General features: G+C 67.5%; 25 protein-coding genes. 8 read left to right on the top strand and 17 right to left on the bottom strand.

Going from position 1 to position 26,428, the window contains the following annotated elements; genetic code table 11:
* Position 1: 1 nt before the first annotated feature.
* Genes ACZ50Q_RS07070 through ACZ50Q_RS07060 form a run of 3 tightly spaced genes read left to right on the top strand, consistent with a single transcriptional unit; the run spans position 2 to position 2,548 of the window.
* Entirely contained in the window at positions 2–1,084 is a 1,083-nt protein-coding gene (locus tag ACZ50Q_RS07070) for a branched-chain amino acid ABC transporter permease (RefSeq protein ID WP_464081961.1), read from the top strand.
* Positions 1,077–1,841, top strand: a complete 765-nt coding sequence (locus ACZ50Q_RS07065) for an ABC transporter ATP-binding protein (RefSeq protein ID WP_464080990.1) — start codon at positions 1,077–1,079, stop codon at positions 1,839–1,841. Before ACZ50Q_RS07070 ends, ACZ50Q_RS07065 begins: the two co-directional genes overlap by 8 nt.
* Positions 1,838–2,548, top strand: a complete 711-nt coding sequence (locus ACZ50Q_RS07060; RefSeq protein ID WP_076515944.1) for an ABC transporter ATP-binding protein — start codon at positions 1,838–1,840, stop codon at positions 2,546–2,548. Before ACZ50Q_RS07065 ends, ACZ50Q_RS07060 begins: the two co-directional genes overlap by 4 nt.
* A gap of 22 nt (positions 2,549–2,570) precedes the next feature.
* Here ACZ50Q_RS07060 and ACZ50Q_RS07055 read toward each other — a convergent pair whose 3' ends face one another.
* From ACZ50Q_RS07055 to ACZ50Q_RS07035, 5 genes are all read right to left on the bottom strand, one after another.
* Positions 2,571–4,130, bottom strand: a complete 1,560-nt coding sequence (locus ACZ50Q_RS07055; RefSeq protein WP_464080989.1) for an acetolactate synthase large subunit — start codon at positions 4,128–4,130, stop codon at positions 2,571–2,573.
* Positions 4,131–4,328: 198 nt separating this feature from the next.
* Positions 4,329–6,743, bottom strand: coding sequence for a TonB-dependent siderophore receptor (locus ACZ50Q_RS07050; protein WP_464080988.1), 2,415 nt, complete (start codon positions 6,741–6,743; stop codon positions 4,329–4,331).
* Positions 6,744–6,840: 97 nt separating this feature from the next.
* Positions 6,841–7,803 (bottom strand): FecR family protein, encoded by a 963-nt coding sequence (locus tag ACZ50Q_RS07045; RefSeq protein WP_464080987.1) that lies wholly within the window; start codon positions 7,801–7,803, stop codon positions 6,841–6,843.
* On the bottom strand, positions 7,800–8,318 hold the full coding sequence (locus tag ACZ50Q_RS07040) for a sigma-70 family RNA polymerase sigma factor (protein ID WP_464080986.1): 519 nt from the start codon (positions 8,316–8,318) through the stop codon (positions 7,800–7,802). The genes ACZ50Q_RS07045 and ACZ50Q_RS07040 overlap by 4 nt, the downstream gene beginning before the upstream one ends.
* Positions 8,319–8,522: 204 nt before the next feature.
* Positions 8,523–9,545, bottom strand: a complete 1,023-nt coding sequence (locus ACZ50Q_RS07035) for an amino acid ABC transporter substrate-binding protein (RefSeq protein WP_092578780.1) — start codon at positions 9,543–9,545, stop codon at positions 8,523–8,525.
* 353 nt (positions 9,546–9,898) lie between these two features.
* On the opposite strand from ACZ50Q_RS07035, the gene ACZ50Q_RS07030 reads away from it, so the two are divergent.
* From ACZ50Q_RS07030 to ACZ50Q_RS07015, 4 genes are read left to right on the top strand one after another with little or no spacing between them, the layout of a single operon-like run.
* On the top strand, positions 9,899–10,918 hold the full coding sequence (locus ACZ50Q_RS07030) for a Bug family tripartite tricarboxylate transporter substrate binding protein (protein ID WP_092578778.1): 1,020 nt from the start codon (positions 9,899–9,901) through the stop codon (positions 10,916–10,918).
* A gap of 44 nt (positions 10,919–10,962) precedes the next feature.
* On the top strand, positions 10,963–11,643 hold the full coding sequence (locus tag ACZ50Q_RS07025; RefSeq protein WP_076515954.1) for a 3-oxoacid CoA-transferase subunit A: 681 nt from the start codon (positions 10,963–10,965) through the stop codon (positions 11,641–11,643).
* A gap of 25 nt (positions 11,644–11,668) precedes the next feature.
* A complete protein-coding gene (locus tag ACZ50Q_RS07020) occupies positions 11,669–12,310 on the top strand; it encodes a 3-oxoacid CoA-transferase subunit B (RefSeq protein ID WP_076515956.1) in 642 nt (213 codons plus the stop codon).
* Positions 12,310–13,137 carry an IclR family transcriptional regulator domain-containing protein gene (locus ACZ50Q_RS07015; protein WP_092578772.1) on the top strand — a complete coding sequence of 276 codons (828 nt, stop codon included), beginning with the start codon at positions 12,310–12,312 and terminating at the stop codon, positions 13,135–13,137. Before ACZ50Q_RS07020 ends, ACZ50Q_RS07015 begins: the two co-directional genes overlap by 1 nt.
* Positions 13,138–13,161: 24 nt before the next feature.
* Here ACZ50Q_RS07015 and ACZ50Q_RS07010 read toward each other — a convergent pair whose 3' ends face one another.
* The 6 genes from ACZ50Q_RS07010 to ACZ50Q_RS06985 form a co-directional block, all read right to left on the bottom strand.
* Positions 13,162–14,211 carry an L-threonylcarbamoyladenylate synthase gene (locus tag ACZ50Q_RS07010; RefSeq protein WP_464080985.1) on the bottom strand — a complete coding sequence of 350 codons (1,050 nt, stop codon included), beginning with the start codon at positions 14,209–14,211 and terminating at the stop codon, positions 13,162–13,164.
* A gap of 14 nt (positions 14,212–14,225) precedes the next feature.
* Positions 14,226–15,416: a 5-(carboxyamino)imidazole ribonucleotide synthase gene (locus tag ACZ50Q_RS07005; RefSeq protein WP_464080984.1), complete on the bottom strand. Its 1,191-nt coding sequence runs from the start codon at positions 15,414–15,416 to the stop codon at positions 14,226–14,228.
* 5 nt (positions 15,417–15,421) lie between these two features.
* Positions 15,422–15,943, bottom strand: a complete 522-nt coding sequence (gene purE / locus ACZ50Q_RS07000) for a 5-(carboxyamino)imidazole ribonucleotide mutase (protein ID WP_076515963.1) — start codon at positions 15,941–15,943, stop codon at positions 15,422–15,424.
* 104 nt (positions 15,944–16,047) lie between these two features.
* Positions 16,048–16,620 carry a disulfide bond formation protein B gene (locus tag ACZ50Q_RS06995; protein ID WP_464080983.1) on the bottom strand — a complete coding sequence of 191 codons (573 nt, stop codon included), beginning with the start codon at positions 16,618–16,620 and terminating at the stop codon, positions 16,048–16,050.
* Between the two features lie 10 nt (positions 16,621–16,630).
* Positions 16,631–16,789, bottom strand: coding sequence for a DUF5993 family protein (locus ACZ50Q_RS06990; protein ID WP_369825592.1), 159 nt, complete (start codon positions 16,787–16,789; stop codon positions 16,631–16,633).
* A 198-nt stretch (positions 16,790–16,987) separates the two neighbouring features.
* On the bottom strand, positions 16,988–17,869 hold the full coding sequence (locus ACZ50Q_RS06985; protein WP_092578764.1) for a phosphoribosylaminoimidazolesuccinocarboxamide synthase: 882 nt from the start codon (positions 17,867–17,869) through the stop codon (positions 16,988–16,990).
* A 231-nt stretch (positions 17,870–18,100) separates the two neighbouring features.
* Here ACZ50Q_RS06985 and ACZ50Q_RS06980 point away from each other — a divergent pair, with 231 nt between their 5' ends.
* On the top strand, positions 18,101–18,553 hold the full coding sequence (locus ACZ50Q_RS06980; protein ID WP_464080982.1) for a GFA family protein: 453 nt from the start codon (positions 18,101–18,103) through the stop codon (positions 18,551–18,553).
* A gap of 93 nt (positions 18,554–18,646) precedes the next feature.
* Here ACZ50Q_RS06980 and fba read toward each other — a convergent pair whose 3' ends face one another.
* From fba to ACZ50Q_RS06950, 6 genes are all read right to left on the bottom strand, one after another.
* On the bottom strand, positions 18,647–19,711 hold the full coding sequence (fba, locus tag ACZ50Q_RS06975; protein WP_076515979.1) for a class II fructose-bisphosphate aldolase: 1,065 nt from the start codon (positions 19,709–19,711) through the stop codon (positions 18,647–18,649).
* Between the two features lie 208 nt (positions 19,712–19,919).
* Positions 19,920–21,359, bottom strand: coding sequence for an amidase (locus ACZ50Q_RS06970; RefSeq protein ID WP_464080981.1), 1,440 nt, complete (start codon positions 21,357–21,359; stop codon positions 19,920–19,922).
* A complete protein-coding gene (locus ACZ50Q_RS06965; protein WP_464080980.1) occupies positions 21,352–22,983 on the bottom strand; it encodes an ABC transporter ATP-binding protein in 1,632 nt (543 codons plus the stop codon). The genes ACZ50Q_RS06970 and ACZ50Q_RS06965 overlap by 8 nt, the downstream gene beginning before the upstream one ends.
* Positions 22,983–23,822 carry an ABC transporter permease gene (locus ACZ50Q_RS06960; protein WP_076515986.1) on the bottom strand — a complete coding sequence of 280 codons (840 nt, stop codon included), beginning with the start codon at positions 23,820–23,822 and terminating at the stop codon, positions 22,983–22,985. The genes ACZ50Q_RS06965 and ACZ50Q_RS06960 overlap by 1 nt, the downstream gene beginning before the upstream one ends.
* The gene (locus ACZ50Q_RS06955) at positions 23,819–24,796 is read right to left on the bottom strand and encodes an ABC transporter permease (protein WP_156902727.1); all 978 of its coding nucleotides are present in this window, start codon (positions 24,794–24,796) and stop codon (positions 23,819–23,821) included. The genes ACZ50Q_RS06960 and ACZ50Q_RS06955 overlap by 4 nt, the downstream gene beginning before the upstream one ends.
* Complete coding sequence (locus ACZ50Q_RS06950) at positions 24,793–26,397, bottom strand: ABC transporter substrate-binding protein (RefSeq protein ID WP_464080979.1); 1,605 nt, start codon at positions 26,395–26,397, stop codon at positions 24,793–24,795. Before ACZ50Q_RS06950 ends, ACZ50Q_RS06955 begins: the two co-directional genes overlap by 4 nt.
* Positions 26,398–26,428 lie beyond the last annotated feature (31 nt).

Genomic DNA, 26,428 nt, shown 5'->3' with positions numbered 1-26,428 from the left:
GATGAACAGACTCCTGCCCCTTGCCGCGCTGCTGGCGCTGGCCGCCTTTTGGTTCAGCGGCAGCGACTACTACACCGGACTGGCGGTCAAGATCATGATCTACGCCATCTTCGCGCTCAGCCTGCAGTTGCTGGTGGGCGGGGCGGGACTGGTGAGCCTGGGACACGCCGCCTTCTTCGGCATCGGCGCCTACGTGGCGGCGCTGCTGTCGCCCGAATCGGAAGCGGCCAGCCTGTGGTGGCTGCTGCCCGCCGCCCTGCTGGCCGCGGGCGCCTATGCGCTGGTCACCGGCGCGCTCGCGCTGCGCACGCGCGGCGTGTACTTCATCATGGTCACGCTGGCGTTTTCGCAGATGGCCTATTACGTCTTTCACGACACCAAGATCGGCGGCGGCAGCGACGGCATCTATCTGTACTTCCGGCCCGACCTGTCGCTGGGCGGGTGGACGCCCGTGGACCTGGGCGACCCGGCCACGTTCTATTTCTTCGTCCTGGCCGGCCTGGCGCTGACCTGGGGCTTTCTTGCGCTGCTGCGGCGCTCGCCGTTCGGCGCGGCCCTGAACGGCATCCGCATCAACGAACAGCGCATGCGCGCGGCCGGCTACTCGACCTATCGCTACAAGCTGGCCGCCTACGTCGTGGGCGCCATGCTGGCCGGCCTGGCGGGTTTCCTGTTCGCCCTGAAGGACGGGTTCGTGACGCCCGAACTGCTGGCGTGGGAGCAATCGGGGTTGGTGCTACTGATGGTCATCCTGGGCGGCATGGGCACCCTGGGCGGCGCGGTGCTGGGCACGGTGACGATGGTGCTGCTGCAGGAACTGTTCCAGTCGCAGGAATTGTTCGGCGACTACGCGCGCCACTGGCATCTGCCGCTGGGCATCGCCATCATCGTGCTGGTGGCATTGCTGCCCAACGGGCTGGCCGGGCTGCCCGCTCAATGGCGCGAACGCCGGCAGGCGCGCGAGGCGGATGCCGCGCGTGCGGCAGGCGCGACCAGCCCCCGAAACGACGCCGGCAGCGCGCCGCGCGCCGAGGCCATGCCCGCCGCGCCGCGCCTGCCCCTCCAGGGAGAACGTCATGTCTGATCTCTTGCTGGCCGCGAACGCGGTCACCCGCCGCTTCGGGGGCCTCACCGCGGTGAACGGCGTGTCGCTCGGCCTGCTGCGCGGCCAGGTGCATGCCGTGATCGGCACCAACGGCGCGGGCAAGTCCACGCTCATCAACATCCTGTCGGGCGAACTGGCGGCCAGCAGCGGCCAGGTCATGCTGCACGGCCGCGACATCACCGCCTGGCCGCAGCCCGAGCGGGCCCGCGCCGGGCTGGGCCGCAGCTACCAGCGATCCACGATCTTTCCCGAACTCACCGTCTTCGAAAACTGCCGGCTGGCCGCGCAGGCAAGCCGGCAGCGATTCTGGCACTGGTGGCGCGATGCCGCCGCCTGCCGGCGCAGCGCCGAGCTGGCGGGAGCCGCGCTGGACCGCACGGGGCTTTCCGGCGACGCCCGCCAGCCCGCCGGCCTGCTCCCGCACGGCCGCAAGCGCCAGCTCGAGATCGCGATGTGCCTGGCGGGCGAACCGCAGGTGCTGCTGCTGGACGAACCGCTGGCCGGCATGGGCCCCGAGGAAACCGACCGCATCCTCGACCTGCTGCAGACGTTGAAGGCCGGGCACGCGATTCTGCTGGTCGAACACGACATGGACGCCGTGTTCCGCATCGCCGACACCATCACCGTCATGGTCAACGGCGCGGCCATCGCCAGCGGCGCCCCGGCGCTAATCCGCGCCAACCCCGAGGTGCGCACCGCCTACCTGGGCGAAGACGGACAAGGAGCGCACGCATGAGCGCGCTGATCGAAGCTGGCGGACTGCATGTGTACTACGGCGCCAGCCACGTCCTGCGGGGCGTGGACATGCACATCGCCCCCGGCGAATCCGTGGGACTGGTGGGCCGCAACGGCATGGGCAAGACGACGCTCATCCGCAGCCTGATGGGCCACGTGAGAAGCGCGCGCGGCAATGTGCGGGTGCGGGGCAGCGATTGCACGCACGCGCAGCCGCATGCGATTGCGCGCATGGGCGTGGCCTACGTGCCCGAGGGGCGCGGCATCTTTCCCAACCTGAACGTGCGCGAGAACCTGCAGGTGGCGGCGCGGCCGGGCAGGCGCGCGGGCCAGGACTGGACGTATGCGCGGGTGCTGGACACCTTTCCGCGCCTGCGCGAGCGCCTGGGCCATGGCGGCCAGCAATTGTCGGGCGGCGAGCAGCAGATGCTGGCCATCGGCCGCGCATTGATGACCAATCCGGACCTGCTGATCCTGGACGAAGCCACCGAAGGCCTCGCGCCGCTCATCGTCGCCGAGATCTGGCGCATCATCCGCGAGATCCGCGCCACCGGGATGTCCACGCTGATCGTGGACCGCAATTACCGGGCGGTGCTGGAACACACCGACCGGTGCCTGGTCATGGAGAAGGGGCTGATCGTGCAGGACGGCGACAGCGCGTCGCTCGCCCGGCAGCCCGAACAATTGACGCGCTATCTGGGGGTGTAGCCCTGGATGGCGCGCCTGGCGCTCAGATCAACGCTTCGATCAGGAAGGGACCGCGCCGCTTGAGACCATCGGCCAGCGCGCGCGCGAAGCCTTCGATCGTATCCACGCTGACCGCTTCGACGCCCATGCCGCGGGCCAGATGCGTCCAGTCCAGGTGCGGATCCTGCAGGTCCAGCATGCGGCGCGCGTTGCGGCCCGGCTCCAGCACGCCCACGTTTTTCATTTCGCCGTGCAGCGTGGCGTAGGAACGGTTGGCCAGGATGATGGTGAGGCAGTCGAGGTTCTCGCGCGCCTGCGTCCACAGGGCCTGCAGGGTGTACATGCCGCTGCCGTCCGCCTGCAGGGTCACGACCTTGCGGTCGGGGCAGGCGACCGCCGCGCCCGTCGCCAGGGGCAGGCCGATGCCGATGGCGCCGCCGGTCAGCATCAGCCAGTCGTGCGGTGCGCTGCTGACGCTGTAGAGCGGGAATTCGCGGCCCTGCGTGATGGACTCATCGCAGACGATGGCCTGTTCGGGCAGGTGGTGCGCGACCAGGATGTTCACCGCGGCGCCGGTCAGCTTGCCCGAGGCGGGCACTTCGTAGGTGGCGGCGGGCGCCGTCAGGCGCGGCGCGTCGGCGGCGATGCCCAACTCGTCGGCCAGCCATTCCAGCGCGTGCGGCAGGTCCTGATCGGCCGTCGCCAGCACGACCTGATTGCTGTCCTGCGGCGCCAGCAGGCTGGGCTTGCCGGGGTAGGCGAAAAAGCCCACGGGCGCCTTCGCGCCTGCCAGCACCAGGTGCTTCACGTCTTTCAGCTTGGCCACGGCCAGGTCGATCGGATACGGCAGGCGGTCCACCGGGGTGCGCGATCCGCCGCGCTCGATGCGGCGGTTGGACGTCTCCGACACCAGGCGCACGCCGGTGGCGCGCGCGATGCGGCCGGCTGCGTTCAAGCCGCGCTCGCGCAGCGCGGCGCCGCCCAGCATCAGGACGGTGACTTCGCCCGAGCGGATGGCGTCGGCCGCCGCGCGCACGGCGTCGGCGGTGGTGGGGGCCAGCGCCTCGTCCTTGGCCACGATGGGCGCGGGCGCGTTGTCCGGCAGTTCGGTCCAGGCCGTGTCGGCCGGCAGGATCAGGGTGGCGATATTGCCCGGCGAGCGCCGCGCCACGGCAACCGCCTCGGCGGCGTCCGCCGACAGGGCCGATGCCGTCATCGTGCGCTTGACCCAGTGCGACATGGGCCGCGCCACGCCCTCCACGTCGCTGGTCAGCGGCGCGTCGTACTGGACGTGATAGGTGGCGTGGTCGCCCACGATGTTGACCATGGGCGTGCGCGCGCGCTTGGCGTTGTGCAGGTTGGCCAGGCCGTTGCCCAGGCCGGGGCCCAGGTGCAGCAGCGTGGCCGCGGGCTTGTCGGCCATGCGCGCGTAACCGTCGGCCGCGCCCGTCACCACGCCTTCGAACAGGCCCAGCACGCAGCGCATCTTGGGCTTGCGATCCAGGGCCGCCACAAAGTGCATCTCGGATGTGCCCGGGTTTGCAAAGCAAACGTCCACATCATTGGCAAGCAAGGTGTCGCAGAGGCTGTCGGCGCCGTTCATCGTGTTTCCCTGGTAGTTATCAATGGCAGTGCGGGTGGCATCGCCACCCGCGCAACGGACATGATAGGGAGCCTGGCGGATTCGCGATAGAGCCATTTCAGCTTGCGCACATGGAACCATTCCAGGCGGGGTTCCGCCTGGCGGAACAAACCAGCACGCCGCCCGGGGCGCGAACGGCCGCCCCGGGTTCCAGCGCCGTCAGAACGTGGCGCGCAGCGCCAGGCGGAAGGAGCGAGGCTGGCCGAAGTAATTGAAGTAGTCGGTGTTGCCCACCGACTGGTAGTAATGCCGGTCGAACAGATTGTCCACATTGAACTGCACGGCCACGTTCTTATTGACGTCGTAGACCGCGTGCAGGCCAACCAGCGTGTAGGCGCCCTGCGAGATCCTGTACTCGTCTTCCCCCGAGCCGCTGGCGTTGAAAATGCCGCTCTGCGCATACACCGAACCGCCCACGCGCAGCTTGTTCCATTGGTCCGGCAGGCGGTAGTCGGTGGAAACCTTCAGCAGGTGGCGCGGAAAGGTGCTGGCAAACGTCTGGCCTGAAAGCGGCCCCTGCGCATACTTCGATTGCGTGTACGTGTAGCCCAGGCTGACGTTCCAGGCCGGCGTGATCGCGCCGTTGATCTCGAAGTCCACGCCGCGGCTACGCACCTTCTCGGCCGCGCGGTAGCAGGAAAGGACGCCCGGCGGGCACAGGTCGATGTCGTAGATCCGGTCGGCCCGGCCCTTCTGGTCCGTCTGGAACAGCGCCAGCGCGGCGTTCACCCGGCGGTCCATGAACTCGCCCTTCAAACCGACCTCGTAGTTCTGCCCCGTCATCGGCGGCAGCACGCTGCCGTCCACGCCGATGTTCTCCTGCGGCTTGAAGATTTCGGTGTAGCTGGCGTAGGCCGACAGGTTCTCGTTCAGGTCCTGCACCACGCCCGCATAGGGCGTGACCTTGCCGCGCTGTTCATAGCGGCTTTCCGTCCGCACGGTGGTCTGGGCGTAGCGGTCGAACTCGAACCAGCTCATGCGCGCGCCCAGGAGGAAGGTCGTGCTGTCGGTCAGGCTGAAGCGGCCGGCGGTGTAAATGCCCTGCTGCTTCTGCGTGATGTTGTACTGCCACATGTCCACGTCCAGCCCGGTCGGCGCGGGCGGATTGAAGGCGCCCAGGTCGTTCATGTCGACCAGGTAGCGATAGCTGGCGTCGCGCCCGCCGTGATAATCGAAATCGTCCTTGCGCGTGGAGGCGCCCACCACCAGCTCATGCTGACGGCCCAGCAATTGGAACGGGCCGGATGCGAAGGCGTCCACGCCCCACTGCGTATCGTTGAAATGGAAGAGTCGCGGGTTCAGCGTGAAGAGGTCACCGGTCGTGCGCTGCGTGTAATTGCCCAGGAAGTCCGACTTGGCGGACAGCCAGTTGCCGGCCAGGGTGAACTTCCAGCCATTGCCAAATTCGTGCTTGATGTCGGCGAACAGGTTGGTGTAGCGCTTGTTCACGTAGTTCCAGTCGCCAACCAGGGCCGTGCTGCGAGACATTGGGTAGAACGAACCGTCCGCCCGCGTCGGCAGTCCGGACCAGTCATAGCCCTGGTTGCGGTCCTTCTGGTAGGTCAGGCCCGCCGTCACCGTGGTGGCGGGCGTGATGTCGGCCTCCAGGATGCCGTAGAAGAGTGTGTTCTCCTTGCCCGCTTCTTGCTGGAAGTCGCCCGAGTTGGTGTAGGCCATCACGGCGCGTCCACGTAGCGTCTTGGCGTCGTTCAGGGGCGAGGACACGTCGAGCATGGTGCGGTAGTCGTCCCACGAACCCGCCGACAGCGTCATGACACCCGTCGTCTCGTAGCCGGGCCGCTTGCGCACCAGGTTGATCGAGGCTGCCGGATTGCCCGCGCCTTCCAGGAGGCCCGTGGCGCCGCGCACCACCTCGACCCGGTCATAGATCTCGGTGGTGGGCTTGTTGATGGCGTCGAACGAATATGGGTTGGTGATGTTGATCGGCACGCCGTCGATCTGCAGGTTGTCGATCTGCTGGCCACGCGCCTGGTACACCGAGCGCTCCGAACCGCTCTGCACCACCGAAATGCCGGTGGTCGCCTGCAACACGTCGTCCAGGTTCTCCATGGACTGGTCGTCCATGCGCTGGCGCGTCACCACCGTCACCGATTGCGGCGTTTCGCGCTGTGACAGGTTCAGGCGCGTGGCGCTGTTCGTCACCTGCACGACGTAGGTGTCGCTGGTGTCCACGGGCGGCAGCATGCCGGACACCGTGACCGGCGCGAGCGTGGCGGTCTGGGCGGCCGGCGCATGCCGCAGGGTCAACGTGCCGTCCGCGGCCCGCGTGGATTCGAGCCCGCTGCCCGCCAAGGCTGCACGCAGCGCCGCTTCCGTGGTGTAGACACCCCGCACGGCGGGGGCATTGAGGCCGCGCACGAGCTGCGGGTCGTAGGACACCACGGTCCGGCTCAACCGCGCGATCTCGGTCAAGGTGGCGTCCAGGCTGCCGGCCGGCAGGTCGAACGCGATGGGCGCCCCCGACTGGGCATGGGCTGGCACGGGCAGGCCCAGGCTGGATGCCGCCAGGACGACGGCAGCGCATAAGACAGATGGAACGGGCAAAACGCGCATGAAGATCTCCGATACGTTGCGCACACTGATATGTAGACATGTGCCGCGAGATCGGAAAAGTGACAGTCCCCGCGCAAAAAAAAGTGGAAAAAGGCGGTCAGGCCGGGCGTACGTCGATCAGGGTCAGCCAGCGCGTATAGCGGCTGACGGTGATCGGCAGCGTGTGTTCCAGCGCGCTCAGCGCACGGTCGGTGTCGTCCAGCGGATAGAGTCCCGACACGGCCAGGCGGGCAGCCTGCGGGCTGACACGCAATACACCCGTGCGATAGCTGCCCAGCGCCGCGGCGATCTCGCCTAGCGGCTGGTCACGGGCCGTGAGCCATCCCTCGCGCCACGAGGCGGCGTCTTCCATCGGTTCTGGACGATCCACCCAGCCATCGCCAAAGCGCGCGCCCTGGGCCATTGCCAGCGTCAGGGGCGACGCCTTGCGCGGCAGGATCTCGACGCTGCTCTGCAACGCCACCGCCAGGCTGGCCTCGTGTTCCAGCCGCACCATGCAGCCGGCGCCCGCGCTACGGACCTGGCCGTGAGGCGTGTGCACGGACAACAGCGCGGAAAGGCCCGCGCGCGGCTGCACCACCAGCGCCCCCTCCAATAGCCGCACGCGGCGCGCGTCCGCCGTGAAATCCAGGTCCACCCGGCTGCGCGCGTCCAGGGTCAGCAGGCTGCCATCCGGCAGCGTGAACGTCCGGCGTTCGCCCGTAGCCGTGCCCAGATCGGCAGTCAGATTGCCCAGCGGCGTGATGCGATTGGCCACCCAGCCGCCGGCCGCGGCGGCGCCGACCAGCGCGGCCGCGTTGAGCAGCACGCGGCGCCGCGCGGGACGCACCAGCGTACGCCGCAGCGCAGGGTGCTCTTTCTTCATCACCGTCTCCAGCCGCCCCACCGACTGGCTAAGGCCCTGCTGCAGCCGCGCCCAGGCGCGTTCATGGGCTGGATCCGCCGCGCGCCAGGCAGCACATGCGGCGCGGTCGGCCTCGGTCGCCTCGCCCGACGTCAGCTTCAGCCAGAAGCCGATTGCCCGATCGCCCGCCTCCGGCATCGGTTGTTCGCGGCTCATGACGCGTCCGCCAGCGCATAGCAACGCTGCAGCGCCTGCGCGATGTACTGCCGCACCATGCTCACCGATACCCCGAGCGCCGCGGCGATCTCCTTGTGCGTCAGGCCGTCGAGCTGGCTGTACAGGAAAGCGGCGCGCGCCTTGGCGGACAGGCCATCGAGCATCTGGTCCACCTGTTCCAGCGTCTGCAGGATGACCAGCTGCTCCTGCGGCGACGGCGCGAATTGTTCGCCCTTGTCCAGCAGGCTTTCGAGCCAGGCCGCTTCCAGCTCGCGCCGGCGCCAGAGCTTCCAGACCAGCCGCTTGGCGATGGTGATGATGAGGGCGCGCGGCTCGCGCACCGAAGTAAGCCGGGGCGTCTGGATGAGCTGGACGAAGGTATCGCCCGCGACGTCCTCCGCGTCCTCGACGTTGCGCAGCCGCGTGTAGAGCCGGCCGAGCAGCCAGGGCCGGTCTTCGGTGTAGATACGGGCCAGTTGCTGATGGTCCGAAGTAAGCGGGGAAGGCGGAAACATGGGCGCGCCAGGCGGTCAGTCACAAATGGGAATCGCTCTCATTCTATATCAAGCGTCCCTATTACGGTTACCTTGGCGCAGGCAGCCCCGCCGCAGCCCAACAACGGCAAGGCCTCCCGAAGGAGGCCTTGAAATGCCTGCCGAACCGCGGGATTGCGGTCCGCTACGGCTGCCGACGCATCAGCGCATCAGCCCATCAGAGGTTCAGCGGATCGGCCACGGATACATTGCGCCGCCCTGATTCCACAGCGCATTCGTGCCGCGCTGCAGGCCCAGCTTGCTGTCCTTGCCCACGTTGCGCTCGAACACTTCGCTGTAGTTGCCGACCGCCTTGATCGCGTTATAGGCCCACTTTTCATCCAGGCCCATGTTCTTGCCGGCCCCCGGCGTCACGCCCAGGATGCGCAGGACGTTGGGATTCTTGCTCTTGAGCATGTCATCCACGTTCTTCTGCGTGATGCCGTATTCCTCGGCTTCCAGCAGCGCGAAGAGCGTCCAGCGCACGATGCCCAGCCAGTTCTCGTCGCCCTGGCGCACCATGGGGCCCAGCGGCTCCTTGGAGAATCGCTCCGGCAGGATCTCGTAGTCGTCCGGGTTGGCGACCTGGGTGGCGCGCACGGCGGCCAGTTGCGAGGAGTCGTCGGTGAAGGCGTCGCAGCGGCCGGATTCGAAGGCCCGCACGACCTCGGTCACCTTGTCGATCACGACCGGCTTGAACTCGATGTTGTTGGCGCGGAACCAGTCGGCCAGGTTCAGTTCGGTCGTGGTGCCGGGCTGCACGCAGACCGTGGCGCCGTTGAGTTCCTTCGCGCTCTTGACGCCCAGCTTCTTGCTGACCAGGATGCCCTGGCCGTCATAGAAGCTGGCGGCGACCGCGGACAGGCCCAGCGACGTGTCGCGCGTCTGGGTCAGCGTCACGGTGCGCAGCAGCACGTCAACCTCGCCCGACTGCAGCGCCGTAAAGCGTTGCTGGGTGGAAAGCGCGGTGCCCTTGAACTTGGAGGCATCGCCGAACACGGCCGCGGCCACGGCGCGGCAGATGTCCACGTCCATGCCTTCCCATTCGCCCTTGCTGTTCGTCGCGGAAAAGCCGGACACGCCGTCCGTCAGGCCGCATTGCACGAATCCCTTCTTTTTCACCGCATCCAGCGTGGGGCCGGCCACTGCCGCCGAAGACGCGCAGGCCAGGGCGAGCGTGCTGGCTGCAACCATCAAAATCCGCTTCATGATGCTTCTCCTGAGATAGGTGTCCGCCATCGGCTCGTAGCCGGCGACGGCTGAAACCAGGCCCCGCCTTACTGGGCCGGCCGCCAGATTAAGGCATGTCCACCCCGTGAACAACGCGCGCCTTCCTAGTGAAAACCCGCAGCGACGAGGCGCCCCCTGGGAATCGGCAGGCGTCCGGTGATCGAACTTTATCGGCGCCCCGGCGGACCGTCGCGGCCCCCCCTGCGTGCCATACTTTTTTTGCGACTTTGTCCGATAGGCAGCAAAGCCGCAGTCCCAGGAAACACCGATCGCGTCACATAAAAACCCGGACGCGCATCGCCATTCGGCCGATTCATGGAGGAGACAAGTCCATGGCACATGTATGCACATCGCAGCCCCATCGCCCGGCGGCGGCCACTGACCGCCGCCACGCTCTCAGGAACCTGCTGTTCGCCGCCCTGGCGGCAACCGGGCTGGCCGCCGGCCCCGCCCAGGCCGACGATTGGCCCAGCAAGCCCATCAAGATCATCGTGCCGTACACGCCGGGCGGTTCCACCGACACCGTCACGCGCATCGTCATGGAAAAGCTCGGGCCGCGCCTGAACCAGACCATCGTGGTCGAAAACCGGCCGGGCGCCAACAGCAGCCTGGGGTCCGCCCTGGTCGCCAAGGCAGAGCCCGACGGCTATACGTTTCTGTCGATGCTGCCGGCCTACATCATCAATTTCCACCTCTACAAGCTGGGCTACAAACCCGCGGACCTGACGCCCGTGGTGCAGATGGCGGACCTGCCGCTGTTCCTGTTCGTCTCGCAGGAACTGCCCGTGAACAACGTGAGCGAACTGGTCGCGTACGCCCGCAAGAATCCGGACAAGCTCACCTATGCCTCCAGCGGCAACGGGTCCAGCGCGCACCTGACCGGCGCCGACTTCGCGCTGCAGAGCAAGATCACGATGACGCATGTGGCCTACAAGGGCAGCGCGCCGATCCTCACCGACCTGCTGGGCAACCGCGTGTCGATGGTGTTCGACCCCATCCTGGTCCCGATGCAGTACGTGAAGCAGAACCGCCTGAAGGCGCTGGCGTTCACCGGCAAGGAACGCTGGCCGACGGAGCCCGGCATTCCCACGATGGAAGAAGCGGGCCTGCCGGGCTTCGTGACCGGATCGTGGGCGGGGCTGATGGCGCCGGCCAATACGCCCAGGCCGATCATCGAACGCATGGCGCGCGAGATCAGCGAGATCGTCAAAGAGCCGGACGTGCGGCAGAAGTTCGTGGATGCGGGCTTTCTGCCCGTGGGCGGCACGCCGGCGCAGTTCGCCGAGCTGATGAAAAAGGACTCGGCGCGCTACGCCGAAATCATCAAGCAGGCGAACATCACCGTGAACTGAGCGCGGCCGGGCGCCCTGGGCGCCCGCCCTCCACCGGAGCTCCCATGATCGACAAGTTCATCGACACCCCCGCGGCGGCCGTCGCGGACATCCATGACGGCGCCACCGTGCTGATCAGCGGGTTCGGCGGCGCCGGCATGCCCACCGAACTGATCCACGCGCTCATCGACCAGGGGGCGCGCGACCTGACCGTGGTCAGCAACAACGCCGGCAATCGCGACACCGGCCTGGCGGCGCTGATCAAGGCCGGACGCGTACGCAAGGTCATCTGCTCGTTTCCCAAGGCGTCCCATTCCTGGGTCTTCGACGCGTTCTACCGCGAGGGCCGCATCGACCTGGAATGCGTGCCCCAGGGCACCATCGCCGAACGGCTGCGCGCGGCCGGCGCGGGACTGGGCGGCTTCTTCACCCCCACCGCCTATGGCACGGACCTCGCCCGCGGCAAGGAGACCCGCATCATCAACGGCCGCGGCCACGTGTTCGAGGAGCCCCTGCATGGCGACTTCGCGCTGGTCAAGGCGGACCGCGGCGATCGCTGGGGCAATCTCACCTACAACATGAGCGCGCGCAACTTCGGGCCCATCATGTGCATGGCGGCCAAGACCACCATCGTGCAGGTGCGCGCCAAGGCCGAACTGGGCGAGTTGCCCCCCGAGGCGGTGGTGACGCCTGGCATCTTCGTCAAGCGCGTCACGGAAGTGCCCAACGCCGCCTTTTCCAGCTAACGCCATCCCGCGTAAAGGAACCCGCATGTTTCGTCCCCTGACCCGCGAAGCCATGGCGCGCCGCCTGGCCCTGGACATCCCCGACGGCAGCTACGTGAACCTGGGCATCGGCATGCCGGTGCTGGTGGCGGCCCATCTGCCCGACGATCGCGAGATCGTGCTGCACAGCGAAAACGGCATCCTGGGCATGGGCCCGCCCCCGGCCGAGGCCGACATCAACCTGGACCTCATCAATGCCGGCAAGCAGCCCGTGACGCTGCTGCGGGGCGGATCGTACTTTCATCACGCGGACTCGTTCGCGATGATGCGCGGCGGCCACCTGGACATCTGCGTCATGGGCGGCATGCAGGTCGCCGAGAACGGCGACCTGGCCAACTGGTCGCTCGACAAGCCGGGCGAAGCGCCGGCCGTGGGCGGCGCGATGGACCTGGCCGTGGGCGCGCGCAGCGTGTTCATCATGATGGAACACAACAGCAAGAACGGCGATCCCAAGATCGTCCAGCGCTGCACCTATCCGCTCACCGGCGCCGGCGTGGTGGACCGGATCTACACGGACCTCGCCGTCATCGACGTCACGCCGGACGGGCTGGTGGTCCGGGATATGATCGACGGCATGACTCTGACCGAACTGCAGGCGCGCACCGGCGCGCCGCTGCGCGCAGGCTGATGCTGCCCAACCTCCCTCCTCCCGGCTACGCTGCGCCGCCCGCGGCCGAAGACCATCCCGACCAGTTGCGCGGCGATCCGGACTACATGCTGACGCTGGCCCGCGGGCTGCATGTGATCCGCGCCTTCGGCACGCGCCGCCATCCGCAGACCGCCGCCGAGCTGAGCCGGCGCGCCGGCCTGCCGCGCGCCGTGGTGCAGCGCTGCCTGCACACGCTGATCCTGCTGGGCATGGCCGAACAACACGGCCGGCTCTACGTGCTGACGCCCCGCATCCTGGGACTGGGCTACGCCTACTTTTCCTCGACGCCGTTCGTGTCGCTGGCGCAGCCCGTGCTGGAAGAGTTGAGCGCCACGGTGAACGAAACCTGCGCGCTGGCCATCATGGAGGGGCACGAGATGCTGTATCTGGCGCGCTCGGAAGTGAACCGCCTGCTGGCGACCTCGATGGGCCTGGGCAGCCGCCTGCCGGCGTATTGCACGTCGATCGGGCGCGTGCTGCTGGCGGAATTGCCCGAGCCGGCGCTGGCCCGGTATTTCGCGACGACCGACCTGCAGCCCTACACGGAATTCACGCTGACCAGCGAGGCCCGCCTGCGCGCGGAACTCGCCCGCATCCGCGAGCAGGGCTATGCGGTGGTCGACCAGGAACTGGAACTGAACGTGCGCGCAATTTCAGTGGCCGTGCGCTCGGCCAGCGGCAAGGCTTGCGGGGCCGTTAACGTCAGCGTCAAGGCCGCGCGCGTGCCGCTCGATCGCCTGAAAGACGAATTCCTGCCGCCCTTGCGGCAGGCCGTCGAACGAATCGGAGAATTCCTGGCCGCGTGATCGGCCAGGCCATGCCGGACCAGGCTACAGGCCGGTCGTATCCAGCGTGAAGGCTGCGGCCGCGCGGCCGATGCGGTCATTGACCGCGTGCCAATCATCGGTGGCGGGCGGCGCCTGCACGATGATGCGCGCATAGCCCTGTCCGTCCAGATCGCGCAGCAGGCCGTACAGCGCCTGCGCATACCGCGCCGGGTCCGCCGGCACCGGCTGCCATTGCACGCGGGCATCGACCGCGGCGGGCGGCGGGCCATAGGCCACCAGCACCACGCGGCCTTCGGGCAGGTTGCGCCCCTGCAGCACGTCCTGCATGCGCGCGTCGCTGGCCAGTTCCAGCGGCGTGCGCGGCGCGTAGTGCGCCTTCAGCGTGCCCGAGGCGCGCGGCGCCGCGGCGTCCGGCGCGAAGACCTGCACGCCCAGCACGGCTTCGATCTGCGCGGCGCTGATGTGGCCGGGCCGCAGCAGCACGGGGCCGGCGCCGCGATCCAGGCGCGACAGATCGAGGATGGTGGACTCAATGCCCACTTCCGATGCGCCGCCTTCCAGCACGGGCATGCCGGCCGCGACTTCGTCGGGAAACTCGTTGCGCACGTGCTCGGCGCGGGTGGGCGAGACCTGGCCGAACTTGTTGGCGGACGGCGCGGCCACGCCGCCCTGCCCGTTCGGCTTGCCGGCCGCGAACGCCGCCAGCAGCGCCTGCGCCACCGGATGCGACGGACAGCGGATACCGATGCTGTCCTGGCCACCGCTCACGGTGTCGACGATGTGCGGCGCGCGCTTGAGGATCAGGGTCAGCGGACCGGGCCAGAACGCGTCGATCAGCAGCCGCGCTTCGGGCGGCACCTGCGCGGCCCAGTACGCCACGTCGCCCTGCGGGGCGATGTGCACGATGACGGGGTGATTGGAGGGCCGGCCCTTGGCCGCGTAGATCTTGGCGACCGCTTGCGGGTTTTCGGCATCCGCGCCCAGGCCGTACACGGTCTCGGTCGGAAAGGCGGCCAGCTCGCCGTCCAGCATGCGCTGGGCGGCGTGGGCGATTTCCGCGGCGCTGGCGGAGTCGGGCGTGGGTTGGGACATCGGATCGGCGTGGGTTACTCGGGCGCCTGCATGCCCAGCGCGGCCGCCACGCGGGCGGCATCGGCGCGGGCCGCTTGCAGGGTGGCCGCCACGATGGTGACGTGGCCCATCTTGCGGCCGCGGCGCGCCTCGCGCTTGCCGTACAGGTGCAGCTTGGCCGACGGCACCGCCAGCGCCGCCGCCCAATCAGGCTCGCGCTGCGCGGTGTCGGTGTCGTTGGCGTACCAGATGTCACCCAGGATGTTCAGCATGACGGCGGGCGCCAGCAGGTCCGTGCCGCCCAGCGGCAGGCCGGCCATGGCGCGCGCCTGCTGCTCGAACTGGCTGGTGACGCAGGCGTCGATCGTGTAGTGGCCGCTGTTGTGCGGCCGCGGCGCGATCTCGTTGACGATGAGGCTGCCGTCCTTGAGCACGAAAAACTCCACGCACAGCACCCCGTGGTAGCCCAGGCCCTGCGCGATGGCCTGCGCCGCCTCGGTGGCGCGCGCCTGGCGTTCGGCGTGGGCGGCGTCCTGCTGCACGGGTGCGGCGGTGGACACGGCCAGGATGCCGTCGCGATGCACGTTGCGGGCCACGGGAAACACCACGCTCGCGCCGTCGAAGCCGCGCGCAAGCACGACAGAGATTTCATAGTCCAGCGGCATCAGCGCTTCCAGCACGCAGGCCACGCCGCCGAATTCGGCGAAAGCGGCCAGCGCTTCTTCGCGCGTGTCGATGCGGGCCTGGCCCTTGCCGTCATAGCCCAGGCGGGCGACCTTCAGGATGCCGGGAAAGAGCACATCGGACGCGGCATGCAGATCGGCTTCGCTGCGGATGGCGGCGTGCGGCGCGACCGGAATGCCTTGCGCGGCGATGAAGGTCTTCTCGGCGATGCGGTCCTGCACGATGGCCACGGCGTCGCCCGCCGGGCTGACGCGGCAGCGGGTCGCCAGCGCGCGCAGGCTGTCCGCGGGGACGTTCTCGAATTCGGTGGTGACGGCCTGGCAGGTCTGCGCCAACTGCGCGAGGCCGGCCTCGTCGTCATAGGCTGCCTGGATGTGCAGGTCCGCGACCATGCCCGCGGGGCACTCGGCCGCCGGGTCCAGCACCGCGACCTTGTAGCCCAGGCTTTGCGCCGCGTGGCAGAACATGCGGCCCAACTGGCCGCCGCCCAGCATGCCCAGCCAGCCGCCGGGCGCGATCATGAAAGGAGTCGATTGAGTCATTCGCATCAGGCCTCGGGCGGAACCTTCATATCGCGCGCGGCCTGCGTCTGGCGGGCGCGGAACGCCACCAGCTTTTCGTGCAGTCCCGCGTCGGTGCCCGCCAGCGTGGCGATCACGTGCAGCGCGGCATTGGCCGCGCCCGCTTCGCCGATGGCGAAGGTGGCCACCGGCACGCCCTTGGGCATCTGCACGATGGACAGCAGCGAATCTTCGCCGCGCAGGTACTTGGAGGGCACCGGCACGCCGAACACCGGCACTTCGGTCAGGGCCGCCATCATGCCCGGCAGGTGCGCCGCGCCGCCGGCGCCGGCGATGATGCCGCGCAGGCCGCGCTGATGCGCCGCGGCGCCGTATTCGGCCATGTCCTGCGGCATACGGTGCGCGGAGATCACGCGCGCCTCGTAGGCCACGCCGAACTCCTCCAGCATCGTCACCGCGTGCTTCATGACCTCCCAATCGCTGGAAGATCCCATAATCACGCCCACCACGGGGGTGGCCTGCGCCGCTGCGGAAGTCTGGTCTGTCATAACCGGTGTCTAGAAGTTGAACCGCGGCGCGCGCGCCGCGACATGTCAGGAAAGCGCGGAACCCGCCCGCGAAACCCGCTATTTTACCCGGCGTCCGCGGACCGCTACTGCGCGGCCGCCCTGTCCAGCCAAAGATAGCTGACCGGATCGTCCGGGCAAGGCCCGAAGCCGCACTGCAGCGTGGTGCTGCCGGCGTTGGCCAGGACCACGACAAAAAACAGGGCCATGATCACCATGCCCAGCGCTGATACCGGCTTTTTCAGCATGCTGTCGCCCCATTTCCGGTCGACGCACAGCATGACGACGCAGAACGCGATGATGCCCGCGAAGGCGATGAAGGCCCACGTATAGAAATGCAGGCCGAGCAACGGCGTGCCGTAGCCCGGATCGCCGGGCGCGATGTGCAGCAGGACCTGGCGCCCCGAGGCGACCATGCCGCCCATCGCCCCCGCGATGCTCATCGCATAGTGCATGGGCGAGGGCCCCAGTCGCAGGTTGAGCAGGAACCCGACGCCGGCAAGCATCAGCGCCACGCGTTGCAGCAGGCAGAGCGGGCACGGCAATTCGTCATACGCGAACTGCCAAACGAAGGCCATGCAGAGGATGGCGCTGACGCCCAGGAGGGCCAGCGCGTTCAGGATGCGCGAGCCGCGCGCGGGGTTGAGGGAAAAGATCATCGTCCGCGCGTCACAGGGAGAGAGCCAGCGGACTGGTCATGTGGTATTGGCACCAGGCGGCAAAGAGCGCCAGGGTGAGCAGCCAGAACGTCACGCAGGGACGGCGCCTGCCCGTCAACCCGAACCACACCGCCAGCGTCCCAGTCACAAAAGGCAACATCATCACCATGCGGCGCTCCTTATCACGGATGTCCCGAACCAAGCGCGGACGAGTATAGCGTAACAATCCGAAATAATTGGCATTCCAAGCCCCGGGTTTCCCCTTGCCGCGACGGGGATCAGGCAAAAAAAACCCGCTCTGGATGCAGAGCGGGTTTCATCGAGCGCGATCGGTCGGGCGACCGATCAGGCAAACATCAGGCAAACATCAAGCGATCAGGCGGTCCAGCGCTTCGCGGTACTTGGCCGCCGTCTTGTCCAGCACGTCCTTGGGCAGGCGCGGCGCGGGCGGCGTCTTGTCCCAGGTCTGGGTCTCGAGCCAGTCGCGCACGAACTGCTTGTCGAACGACGGCGGGCTGATGCCCACGCGATAGCCGTCCGCCGGCCAGAAGCGCGACGAATCGGGCGTCAGGACTTCGTCCATCAGGTGCAGCGTGCCGTCATCGTCCAGGCCAAACTCGAACTTGGTGTCGGCGATGATGATGCCCTTGGTCGCCGCGAAGGCTGCGGCCTCGGCGTAGAGCTTGAGCGTGACGTCGCGGATGCGCTCGGCCATTTCCTGGCCGACTTCCTTGACCACATGCGCGAAATCCACGTTTTCGTCGTGCATGCCGAACTCGGCCTTGGCCGCCGGCGTGAAAATCGGTTCGGGCAGCTTGCTGGCCTGCTGCAGCCCGGCCGGCAGCTTGATGCCGCACACGGCGCCGGTGGCCTGGTAATCCTTCCAGCCGGAACCGATCAGGTAGCCGCGGGCGACCGCTTCCACCAGGATGGGCTTCAGGCGCTTGACCACCACGGCACGGCCGCGCACCTGGTCCACCTCATCGGGCGCCACGACGTCCTCGGGCTTCACGCCGGTGGAGTGGTTGGGCAGGATATGGGCCAGCTTCTGCAACCAGAACTCGGTCAACTCGGTCAGCACCTGTCCCTTGCCGGGAATGGGGTCGTCAAGGATCACATCGAAGGCGGAGATACGATCCGACGCGACGATCAGCAATTTGTCGTCGCCGACGGCGTACATATCGCGCACCTTACCGCGGCCCAGCAGCGGCAAGGACTTGATGCTGGATTCATGCAAAGCAGAAGTCACGGGAATGGCCTATGGCAAAAATGAACATTCCCGCCGCGGGCGGGCGCCAGGGCGGGAAGTAGAACGAAATCGGACACTGTGCGGGAGCGGCCCCCGCAAAGCGCATAGATTACTGCAAATAAGTTCGCCTTGCCGCTGGCCGAGGGCCGGGTTAGGCTTTATTCCCACCCATTATTCGCGCCGGCCGCCCCAGGCGTCACGGCGCAACCCACCGCCCGGAGACAAAGCCGTATGCAGGATGCTTCCCCCAAGCGCATGCCCCACGCCGACGCGCAGGTACACATGACAGGCGGCTGCCAATGCGGCGCCATCCGCTACGCCCTCACCGACGAACCCATCACGGCCGCCACCTGTCATTGCCGGGACTGCCAATATTCCAGCGGCGGCGCCCCGGCCCATGCGCTGATCTTCCCGGCGGGCACGGTGACGCTGCTGCGCGGCCAGCCCAAGGAGCACCGCTACCAGGGAGACTCCGGCCACTCGGTCATGCGCAGTTTCTGCCCCGCCTGTGGGACGCCGCTGTTCGGCGGCTCGGAGGGCATGGGTTATGAAGTGGTGCGCGCGGGGTCGCTGGATGATCCGGAAGCGTTCCACGCCAAGGTCAGCCTGTGGACGGATTCGGCGCCTTCGTGGCATCACGTGGATCGCACGGTGCCGAATTTTCCGAGGAATGCGCCGCAATAGCGCCATCGGCTGCTGCCGCGCAAAAAAAAGCTGGTCCCTCGGGACCAGCCTTTTCCGCATGCTCCGCCCGCAGGCGGAGCACTGGCAAGACGCTTACTGAACCACCTGAGCCAGCTTGCCCGACGCGTATTGCGCGGCGACTTCGGTCAGCGGCAGCGGCTTGATCTTGCTGGCGTTGCCGGCGGTGCCGAATTCCGTGTAGCGAGCGACACAGATCGCCTTGGCGGCGGCGCGGGCCGGCTTGAGGTATTCGCGCGGGTCGAACTTTTCGGGGTTCTCGGCGAAGAAGCGGCGGATGGCGCCGGTCATGGCCAGACGGATATCGGTGTCGATATTGATCTTGCGCACGCCGTACTTGATGGCTTCCTGGATTTCCTCGACGGGCACGCCGTAGGTTTCCTTCATGTTGCCGCCGAATTCACGGATCTCGGCCAGCAGTTCCTGCGGCACGCTGGAGCTGCCGTGCATCACCAGGTGGGTGTTGGGCAGGCGGGCGTGGATTTCCTTGATGCGGGAGATCGACAGGATGTCGCCGGTGGGCTTGCGCGTGAACTTGTAGGCGCCGTGGCTGGTGCCGATGGCGATGGCCAGGGCGTCGAGCTGGGTGCGGCGCACGAAGTCGGCGGCCTGCTCCGGATCGGTCAGCAGCTGGTCCATGGTCAGCTTGCCGTCGGCGCCGTGGCCGTCTTCCTTGTCGCCTTCCATGGTTTCCAGGGAACCCAGGCAGCCCAGTTCGCCTTCGACGGTCACGCCCAGCTTGTGCGCGATGTCCACGACCTTCTTGGTGACTTCGACGTTGTAGTCGTAGTCGGCGATGGTCTTGCCGTCTTCCTTGAGCGAACCGTCCATCATGACGCTGGAGAAGCCCAGGTCGATGGCGCCTTGGCAGACCTTGGGCGACTGGCCGTGATCCTGGTGCATGACCACGGGGATGTGCGGGTAGGACTCAACGGCGGCCTGAATCAGGTACTTCAGGAAGCCTTCGCCCGCGTATTTGCGCGCGCCGGCCGAGGCCTGCATGATCACCGGGCTATCGGTCTCCGCCGCGGCTTCCATGATGGCCTGGACCTGTTCCAGGTTGTTGACGTTGAAAGCCGGAATGCCGTAGCCGTGCTCGGCGGCGTGGTCGAGCAACTGGCGCATGGAGACTAGGGCCATGAGTGGTCCTCCTTAGGTACTGTCTATTGAGAGATGGTTGAAGTCCTGCTGAATGGGGTGATTTTACGGGGGAATCGAAGAAAGGTCTTGCAACGGCCGGTATCCTATCCATTCAGACGATGCCGAACGGCGTAGGGCCCGTTGGCGACCTCCGTTGTACGGCCGATGCGGGCGGGGCAGAACGGCCTGCGCCCCGCCGCCGCGGCCTTCAGGCCGCCCTGGGAACGGCGATCCGCCCCGCCCAGGGCTGGGCCGCTTCCAGTTGGGCCGACAGCGCCAGCACCAGGTCTTCACGGCCGTAGCGGCCGACCACCTGCACGCCCACCGGAAGACCGGCCTCGGTCCAGACCAGCGGCAGGCTGGCTGCGGGCTGCCCGGACGCATTGAACGCCGCCGAGAACGTGCCGTAGGTGGCGACCTTGCGGCGGAAGTCCAGGAACGAGCCCTTGGCGGTCGAGAGCTCGCCAAGCTTCAGGGGAAGCTGCGTGAGCGACGGGGACAGGATGGCGTCGTAGCCCTGCACGTAGCCGTCAAGGATGCGGCCGATGGCGTGGAACCGGTTCACGCTGGCGATGTAGTGCGCCGCCGGCAGCGTCTTGCCGTATTCATATCCCTCGCGCAGGACGGGTTCCAGGTCGCCGTCGCGCAGCGGCTGGCCGGACAGCCCCAGGCGCGTGTCGACCGACAGCACGATATTGCCGGCCAGCACGTTGGCGTGGGCCAGCACGAACGCCTCGTATTCGATGTCCGGCGGCGCGCTGTCCACCACCTCGTGTCCGAGCTCGCGGCACAGCACGGCCGCCCGCTCCACTGCCGCGACGCATTCGGGCGCCACCGGAATGCCGTTCCAGGCGTCGCGCCACAGGGCGATGCGCAGCTTGCGCGGTGATTCGTCCAGGACCTTCAGGTACGAAGCCGGGCCTGCGGGTGCCGTGTAAGGCGCGCCCGGTTCATGGCCGCCGATGGCGTCCAGCGCCGCGGCCGTGTCGCGCACCGACCGCGACAGCACGCCGTCCGTCGCCAGGCCGCCCCAGCCTTCGCCGCGGAACGGCCCCATCGGCACGCGCCCGCGCGAGACCTTCAAGCCATAGACGCCACAGGCGGCCGCCGGGATCCGGATCGAGCCGCCGCCGTCGCTGCCATGGGCCAGGGGCACGATCCCCGCGGCCACCGCCGCCGCCGCGCCGCCGCTGGATCCGCCGGACGAGCGGGTCGGATCCCAGGGATTGCGGGTGGGGCCGCCGTTGCGCGCCGCCTCGGTGGTGGGCGCCATGCAGAATTCCGGCACGGTCGTGCGCGCAAACGGAATCAGGCCGGCGGCCTCGAACCGGTCGGCCAGCGTGGCATTGCGCGCATAGGCCGTGTCGTTGAGCAGGCGCGAACCCAGGCTGGACGGAAAGCGCGTGTGCGCCAGGCCGGAATCCTTCAGCAGGAAGGGGATGGCGCCGAACGCCCCCCGCGGCTGCCAATCCCGCGCCACGTCCAGCGATTCCTCATAGCGCTCGTAGCACAGCGCGTTCATCGCCGGCGCGCGTTCCCGCGCCAGCTTGATGGCGCAGGCCATCAGGTCTTCGGCGCGGACTTCGCGCCGGGCCAGCAGGCCGGCCAGCGCCAGCCCGTCCAGCAACTGATACTCGGTGTCACGCATACTGCTTGCTCCTGGTCGAGGGATCCGACAGCGCATCCAGATCGGGCTTGTTCCAGGCCTTGCCCGGCACCGAATCGATCAGGCGGCGCGTGTATTCATGTTGGGGGTGATAGAAAATCGTGGCGGCGCGATCCAGCTCCACCAGTTGCCCTTGGCGCATCACCGCGATGCGGTCGCAGATCTGGGCGGCGACGCGCAGGTCATGGGTGATGAACAGCACCGACAGGTCGAACTGCCCGCTCACGGTCTTGAGCAGGTCCAGCACCTGGGCCTGAATCGACACATCCAGCGCCGACACCGCCTCGTCGGCGACCAGCAGCCGCGGCTTGAGCGCCAGCGCGCGCGCGATGCCCACCCGCTGACGCTGCCCGCCCGAGAACTGGTGCGGATACCGGTCGCCGGCATCGCCGCCCAGGCCCACCAATTCCAGCAGTTCGCGCGCCTCGCGCAGTGCGGTCCTGCGGTTTTCGCCGAAGGCGATCGGCCCCTGCGCCACGGCCTCGATGACGCGATGGCGCGGATTGAGCGACGCGTAGGGATCCTGGAACACCATCTGGATCTGGCGGCGGTACGGACGGAAATCGCGCGGCTTCATGCCCACGAGCTCCTGGCCCTCCATGCGTACGCTGCCGCTGTCGGGCGCGATCAGCCCGATCAGCGTGCGGCCCAGCGTGGACTTGCCCGAACCGGACTCCCCGACGAGCCCCAGCGTTTCCCCCTGGCGGATCTCCAGCGAAATGTCGCGCAGCGCATCGACGCGCCGCCCGCCCGTGGCGAAAGTCTTGCACAGGTTCTTCACCACCATCAGCGGTTGCGCGGCGGCGGCCTCGTCCTTGCCTTGCGGCTTGTGCGGCACCGCGGCGATGAGCTGGCGCGTATAGGGGTGCTGCGGACGGTTCAGGATGTCCTCGGCGGCGCCCGCTTCCACCACCGTCCCCTTGCGCATCACCACGATGCGGTGGGCAATATCGGCCACCACGCCGAAATCGTGGGTGATGAAGATGACGCCGATGCCCATGCGCCGTTGGATATCCTTGATCAGGTCCAGGATCTGCGCCTGCGTGGTGACGTCCAGCGCGGTCGTGGGCTCGTCGGCGATCAGCACGTCCGGCTCCAGGGCCAGGGCCATCGCGATCACCACCCGCTGGCGCTGGCCGCCCGAGAGCTGGAACGGATAGGCGTCGTACATGGCCTGCGGATCGGGCAGCAACACCTGGCCGAACAGGTCCAGCACGCGCTGCTTGCGGGCGGCGGCGCCCAGGTTGGTGTGGCGCTCGAGCACCTCGTCGACCTGGCGGCCCACCCGCATGATGGGGTTGAGCGCCGTCATGGGTTCCTGGAAGACCATGCCGAAGGACCGGCCCCGCAGGCCGTACCAGTCGGTGGGCGACAGGTGGACCAGGTCGTGCCCGCCATACAGGATCTGCCCCTGCGTGACGCTCAGCTGGTCAGCCGGCAGCAGTCCCATGATGGCGTGCGCGGTGACCGATTTGCCCGAGCCGGACTCGCCCACCACGCACAGGATCTCGTTGCGGTTCACGGTGTAGGACACGCCCTGCACCACCGTCGGACCGCCATGGGCGGCCGTTACGCTGAGATCACGGACTTCCAGCAGCGCGCTCATCACGTCGTCCTCCTGCGGGCCAGTTTGGGGTTGAGCGCATCGTTGAGCGCTTCGCCGATCAGGTTGAGCGCCAGCACCGTCATCAGGATCGCCACGCCGGGAAACACGCTCATCCACCAGGCGTCGCGCAGCACACTGCGCGAGGCGCCGATGATGTAGCCCCAGGTCATGGCGTTGGGGTCGCCCAGGCCGAGGAAGCTCAGCGCCGATTCCAGCAGGATCGAGCTGGCGATCATCAGGGAGCCCGACACAATCACGGGCGACAGGCTGTTGGGCAGGATCTGCGTGAGGATGATGCGCAGGTTCGACTGCCCGGACAGCATCGCCGCCTGGACGAACTCGCGGTTCTTCAGGCTCATGAATTCGGCGCGGACCAGCCGCGCCAGCGGCGGCCAGGACACCACGGCGATGGCGAAGATCACCGTGGCCATGTTGGGCGTCAGGATCGCCACCAGCACCACCGCCAGGAAAAAGCTGGGGATGGTCTGGAACAGTTCGATGAACCCCACGATGGCCTGGTCCACGCGTCCGCCGTAGAACCCGGCCAGCGCGCCGACGGTGATGCCCAGCAGGATCGACACCGCCGTGGACACGGCGGCCAGCACCAGCGTGACGCGCGAGCCATAGGCGATGCCCGAGGCGATGTCGCGCCCCAGCGTGTCGGTGCCGAGCAATGCGCCTTCGGACAGCGGCGGCATGAATGGGCCGTTGATGATGTCCCAGGGACTGTCGGGGAAGATCCAGCTCGCGGTGATGGCCACCAGCGCAACCAGCGCGACCACGATCAGGCCCATGACGCCGCCCTTGTTGCGGCAGAACGATTGCATGAACGCTTTCATTTGAGTTCGATCCTGGGATCCGCCACCGTGTAAAGAATGTCGGTGATGAGGTTGACCACGACCACGATCAGCGAGGCCACGAAGAACACGCCGAGCAGCACGCTGTAGTCGCGCTGGATCAGCGCGTCGAACGCCAGCCGGCCGATACCCGGCCACGCAAAGACCGTTTCCACCAGGAGCGACCCGCCGATCAGCCCGCCCGCCTGGATGCCGGCATAGGTAATGACGGGCAGCAGCGCGTTGCGCAGCACGTGGCGCACGATCACCGTGCGTTCGGACAGGCCCTTGGCGCGCGCCGTCTTCACGAAGTCCAGCTGGCTGATTTCCAGGATGGACGCGCGGGTCAGCCGGGCGTAGACCGCCATGTAGAACATGCCCAGTGTGAGCGCCGGCAGCAGCAGATGCTTGGCCACGTCGGCCAGGCGCGCCAGCCCGGTCAGGTTGGCGCCGACGCTTTCATAGCCGAAGGCCGGCAGCCATTCCAGGTTCACGGAAAAGAGCAGCACCAGCATCAGCCCCACCCAGAACAGCGGCGTGGCGTAGGCCAGCATCGACAGGGTCGTGATGACGGTATCGCCCCACTTCCCGACGCGCAGCGCGGCCTGCGTGCCCAGGCTTACCCCCGCCAGCAGCGCAAAGGCGAATGCCGACAGGGTCAGCAGCAAGGTGGCCGGCAGGTGCTCCAGGATCAGGCTGGATACCGGCGCCTGCTGGCGGTAGGAATACCCCAAGTCGAATGTAGCGACGTTCTTGAGGTATTGGCCCAACTGCACCGCGATCGGCTTGTCCAGGCCGAACTCCTGCCGCAGCTTGGCGATGAATTCGGCGTCCACCGCCCCGGACTGGCCGGCCAGGATCTCGGCCGGGTCGCCCGGCGCCGCCCGCACCAGGAAGAAGTTGAAGAGCGCGATCATCAGCAGAACCAGGACGCTCTTGACCACCCGGTTCGCCAGGAACTTGGCGATCTTCTTCATTCTTTGGACAGCCAGGTGTCGCTCTGCGTGTCGACGACGCCCAGCGCGGTCGTCACGGCGTCATGCACGCGCTTGTTCAGCAGGGTCGAATAGTTGGTGTCGGCGATCCACAGCACGGGCACGTCTTCCACCAGGATGCGCTGCACCTCGCTGTACAGCTTCTGGCGTTCTTCATCGGTGGCGGCGGTGGCGGCGGCGTTGAACAGCGCATCGACCTTGGGGTTGTTGTACTGCGACGTATTGGTGAACATCAGCCCCTTCTTGATGTTGCTGCCCAAGTACGTGCGCGACACGCCGATCGCCGGATCGCCGTACTGAAACACGCCGTTGGAGCCCATGTCGTAGTCCCAGTTGCCCACGCGGCTGGTCCAGCCGCCCACGTCGGTGTTCTCCAGCGTCACCGCCACGCCGATCTTGGCCAGGTTCTGCTTGACGTATTCGGCCACGCGGCGCTGCATCTCGCCGTAAGGCAGCGGAATCAGGCCGACCGAGGCGCGCACGCCCTTGGCGTCGGGCTTCAGGCCCATTTCATCCAGCAGCGCGATGGCCTTCTTGGGATCGTAGGGATAGGACTTGACGTTGGAATCGTAGAAGCGCGTGTTGTGATGGATGGGGCCGGTGGCGACCGTGCCCGTGCCGAACATGATCTTGTCGACGATGAACTGGCGGTTGATGCCGTACATCAGCGCCTGGCGGAAGCGCTTGTCCGAGAATGGCTGGCGGCCGCCGTTCAGTTCGATCCACTGCATCGTCGACCAGTATTCGTAGCCCTTGTGGGTCTGCGCGATGCTGGGCAGCTTGGCCACGCGCGCCACGTCCACGGGCTCGATATCCTGCAGCCAGGCCTGCAGCACCGTGCCCTGCTCCAAGGCCACGCGGCGCGATGCGGAATCGGGAATCACTCGGTAGGTAATCCCGTCCAGGTAGGGCCGGCCTTCCTTCCAGTAGTGCTCGTTCTTGACCAGTTCGATGTAGGAGCCGCGCTCCCAGCGCTTGAACTTGAACGGCCCGGTGCCGACCGGCGCGTTGTTGTTAGGGTTCTGGCCGATCGGCGTGTCGACGTCGTACAGGTGCTTGGGCAGGATCGCGCCGCCGCCGATGTCGAAGGCATAAAGAAAGGCGGAGTACGGCTGCTTCAGCTTGAAGACCACCGTCTGCGCATCCGGCGCCGAGATTTCCTGCACGTTCGCCATCAGCGTGCGCGTGCGGGGCGTGTTGGCGAGGATCTTGGTATAGGTGAACACGACATCGTCGGACGAGAACGGCTTGCCGTCATGCCACTGCACCTTGGGCTGCAGGTGGAAGGTGTAGGTCAGGCGGTCCGCCGAAACCTCCCAGGACTTGGCCAGGCCAGGCTGCGGCTTCAGGTCGAAGGAATAGGTCAGCAGGCTTTCAAAGATCTTGCCGGCCACCAGTTGAGTGCTGGCCACCTGTTGCACGGCCACGTTCAGCGTGGGCGGCTCCGGATTGACGATGGCGGTCAGGATCCCGCCATATTGCGGGGTTTCGGCGGCGTGCGAGGGGGAGACGGCGAAAGGCAGCAAGCTGGCGGCGGCCAGCATGCAGCGCGCCAGGGCGCGGCGGGCACTGAAGGCATTCATGGCAGGACTTCCCAAGGAAAAGTGAGGATCG

Source organism: Achromobacter sp. T5-5, from assembly GCF_055397965.1.
The sequence above is the reverse complement of the archived record's forward strand: the minus strand, read 5'-3'. Positions and strand labels throughout refer to the sequence as shown.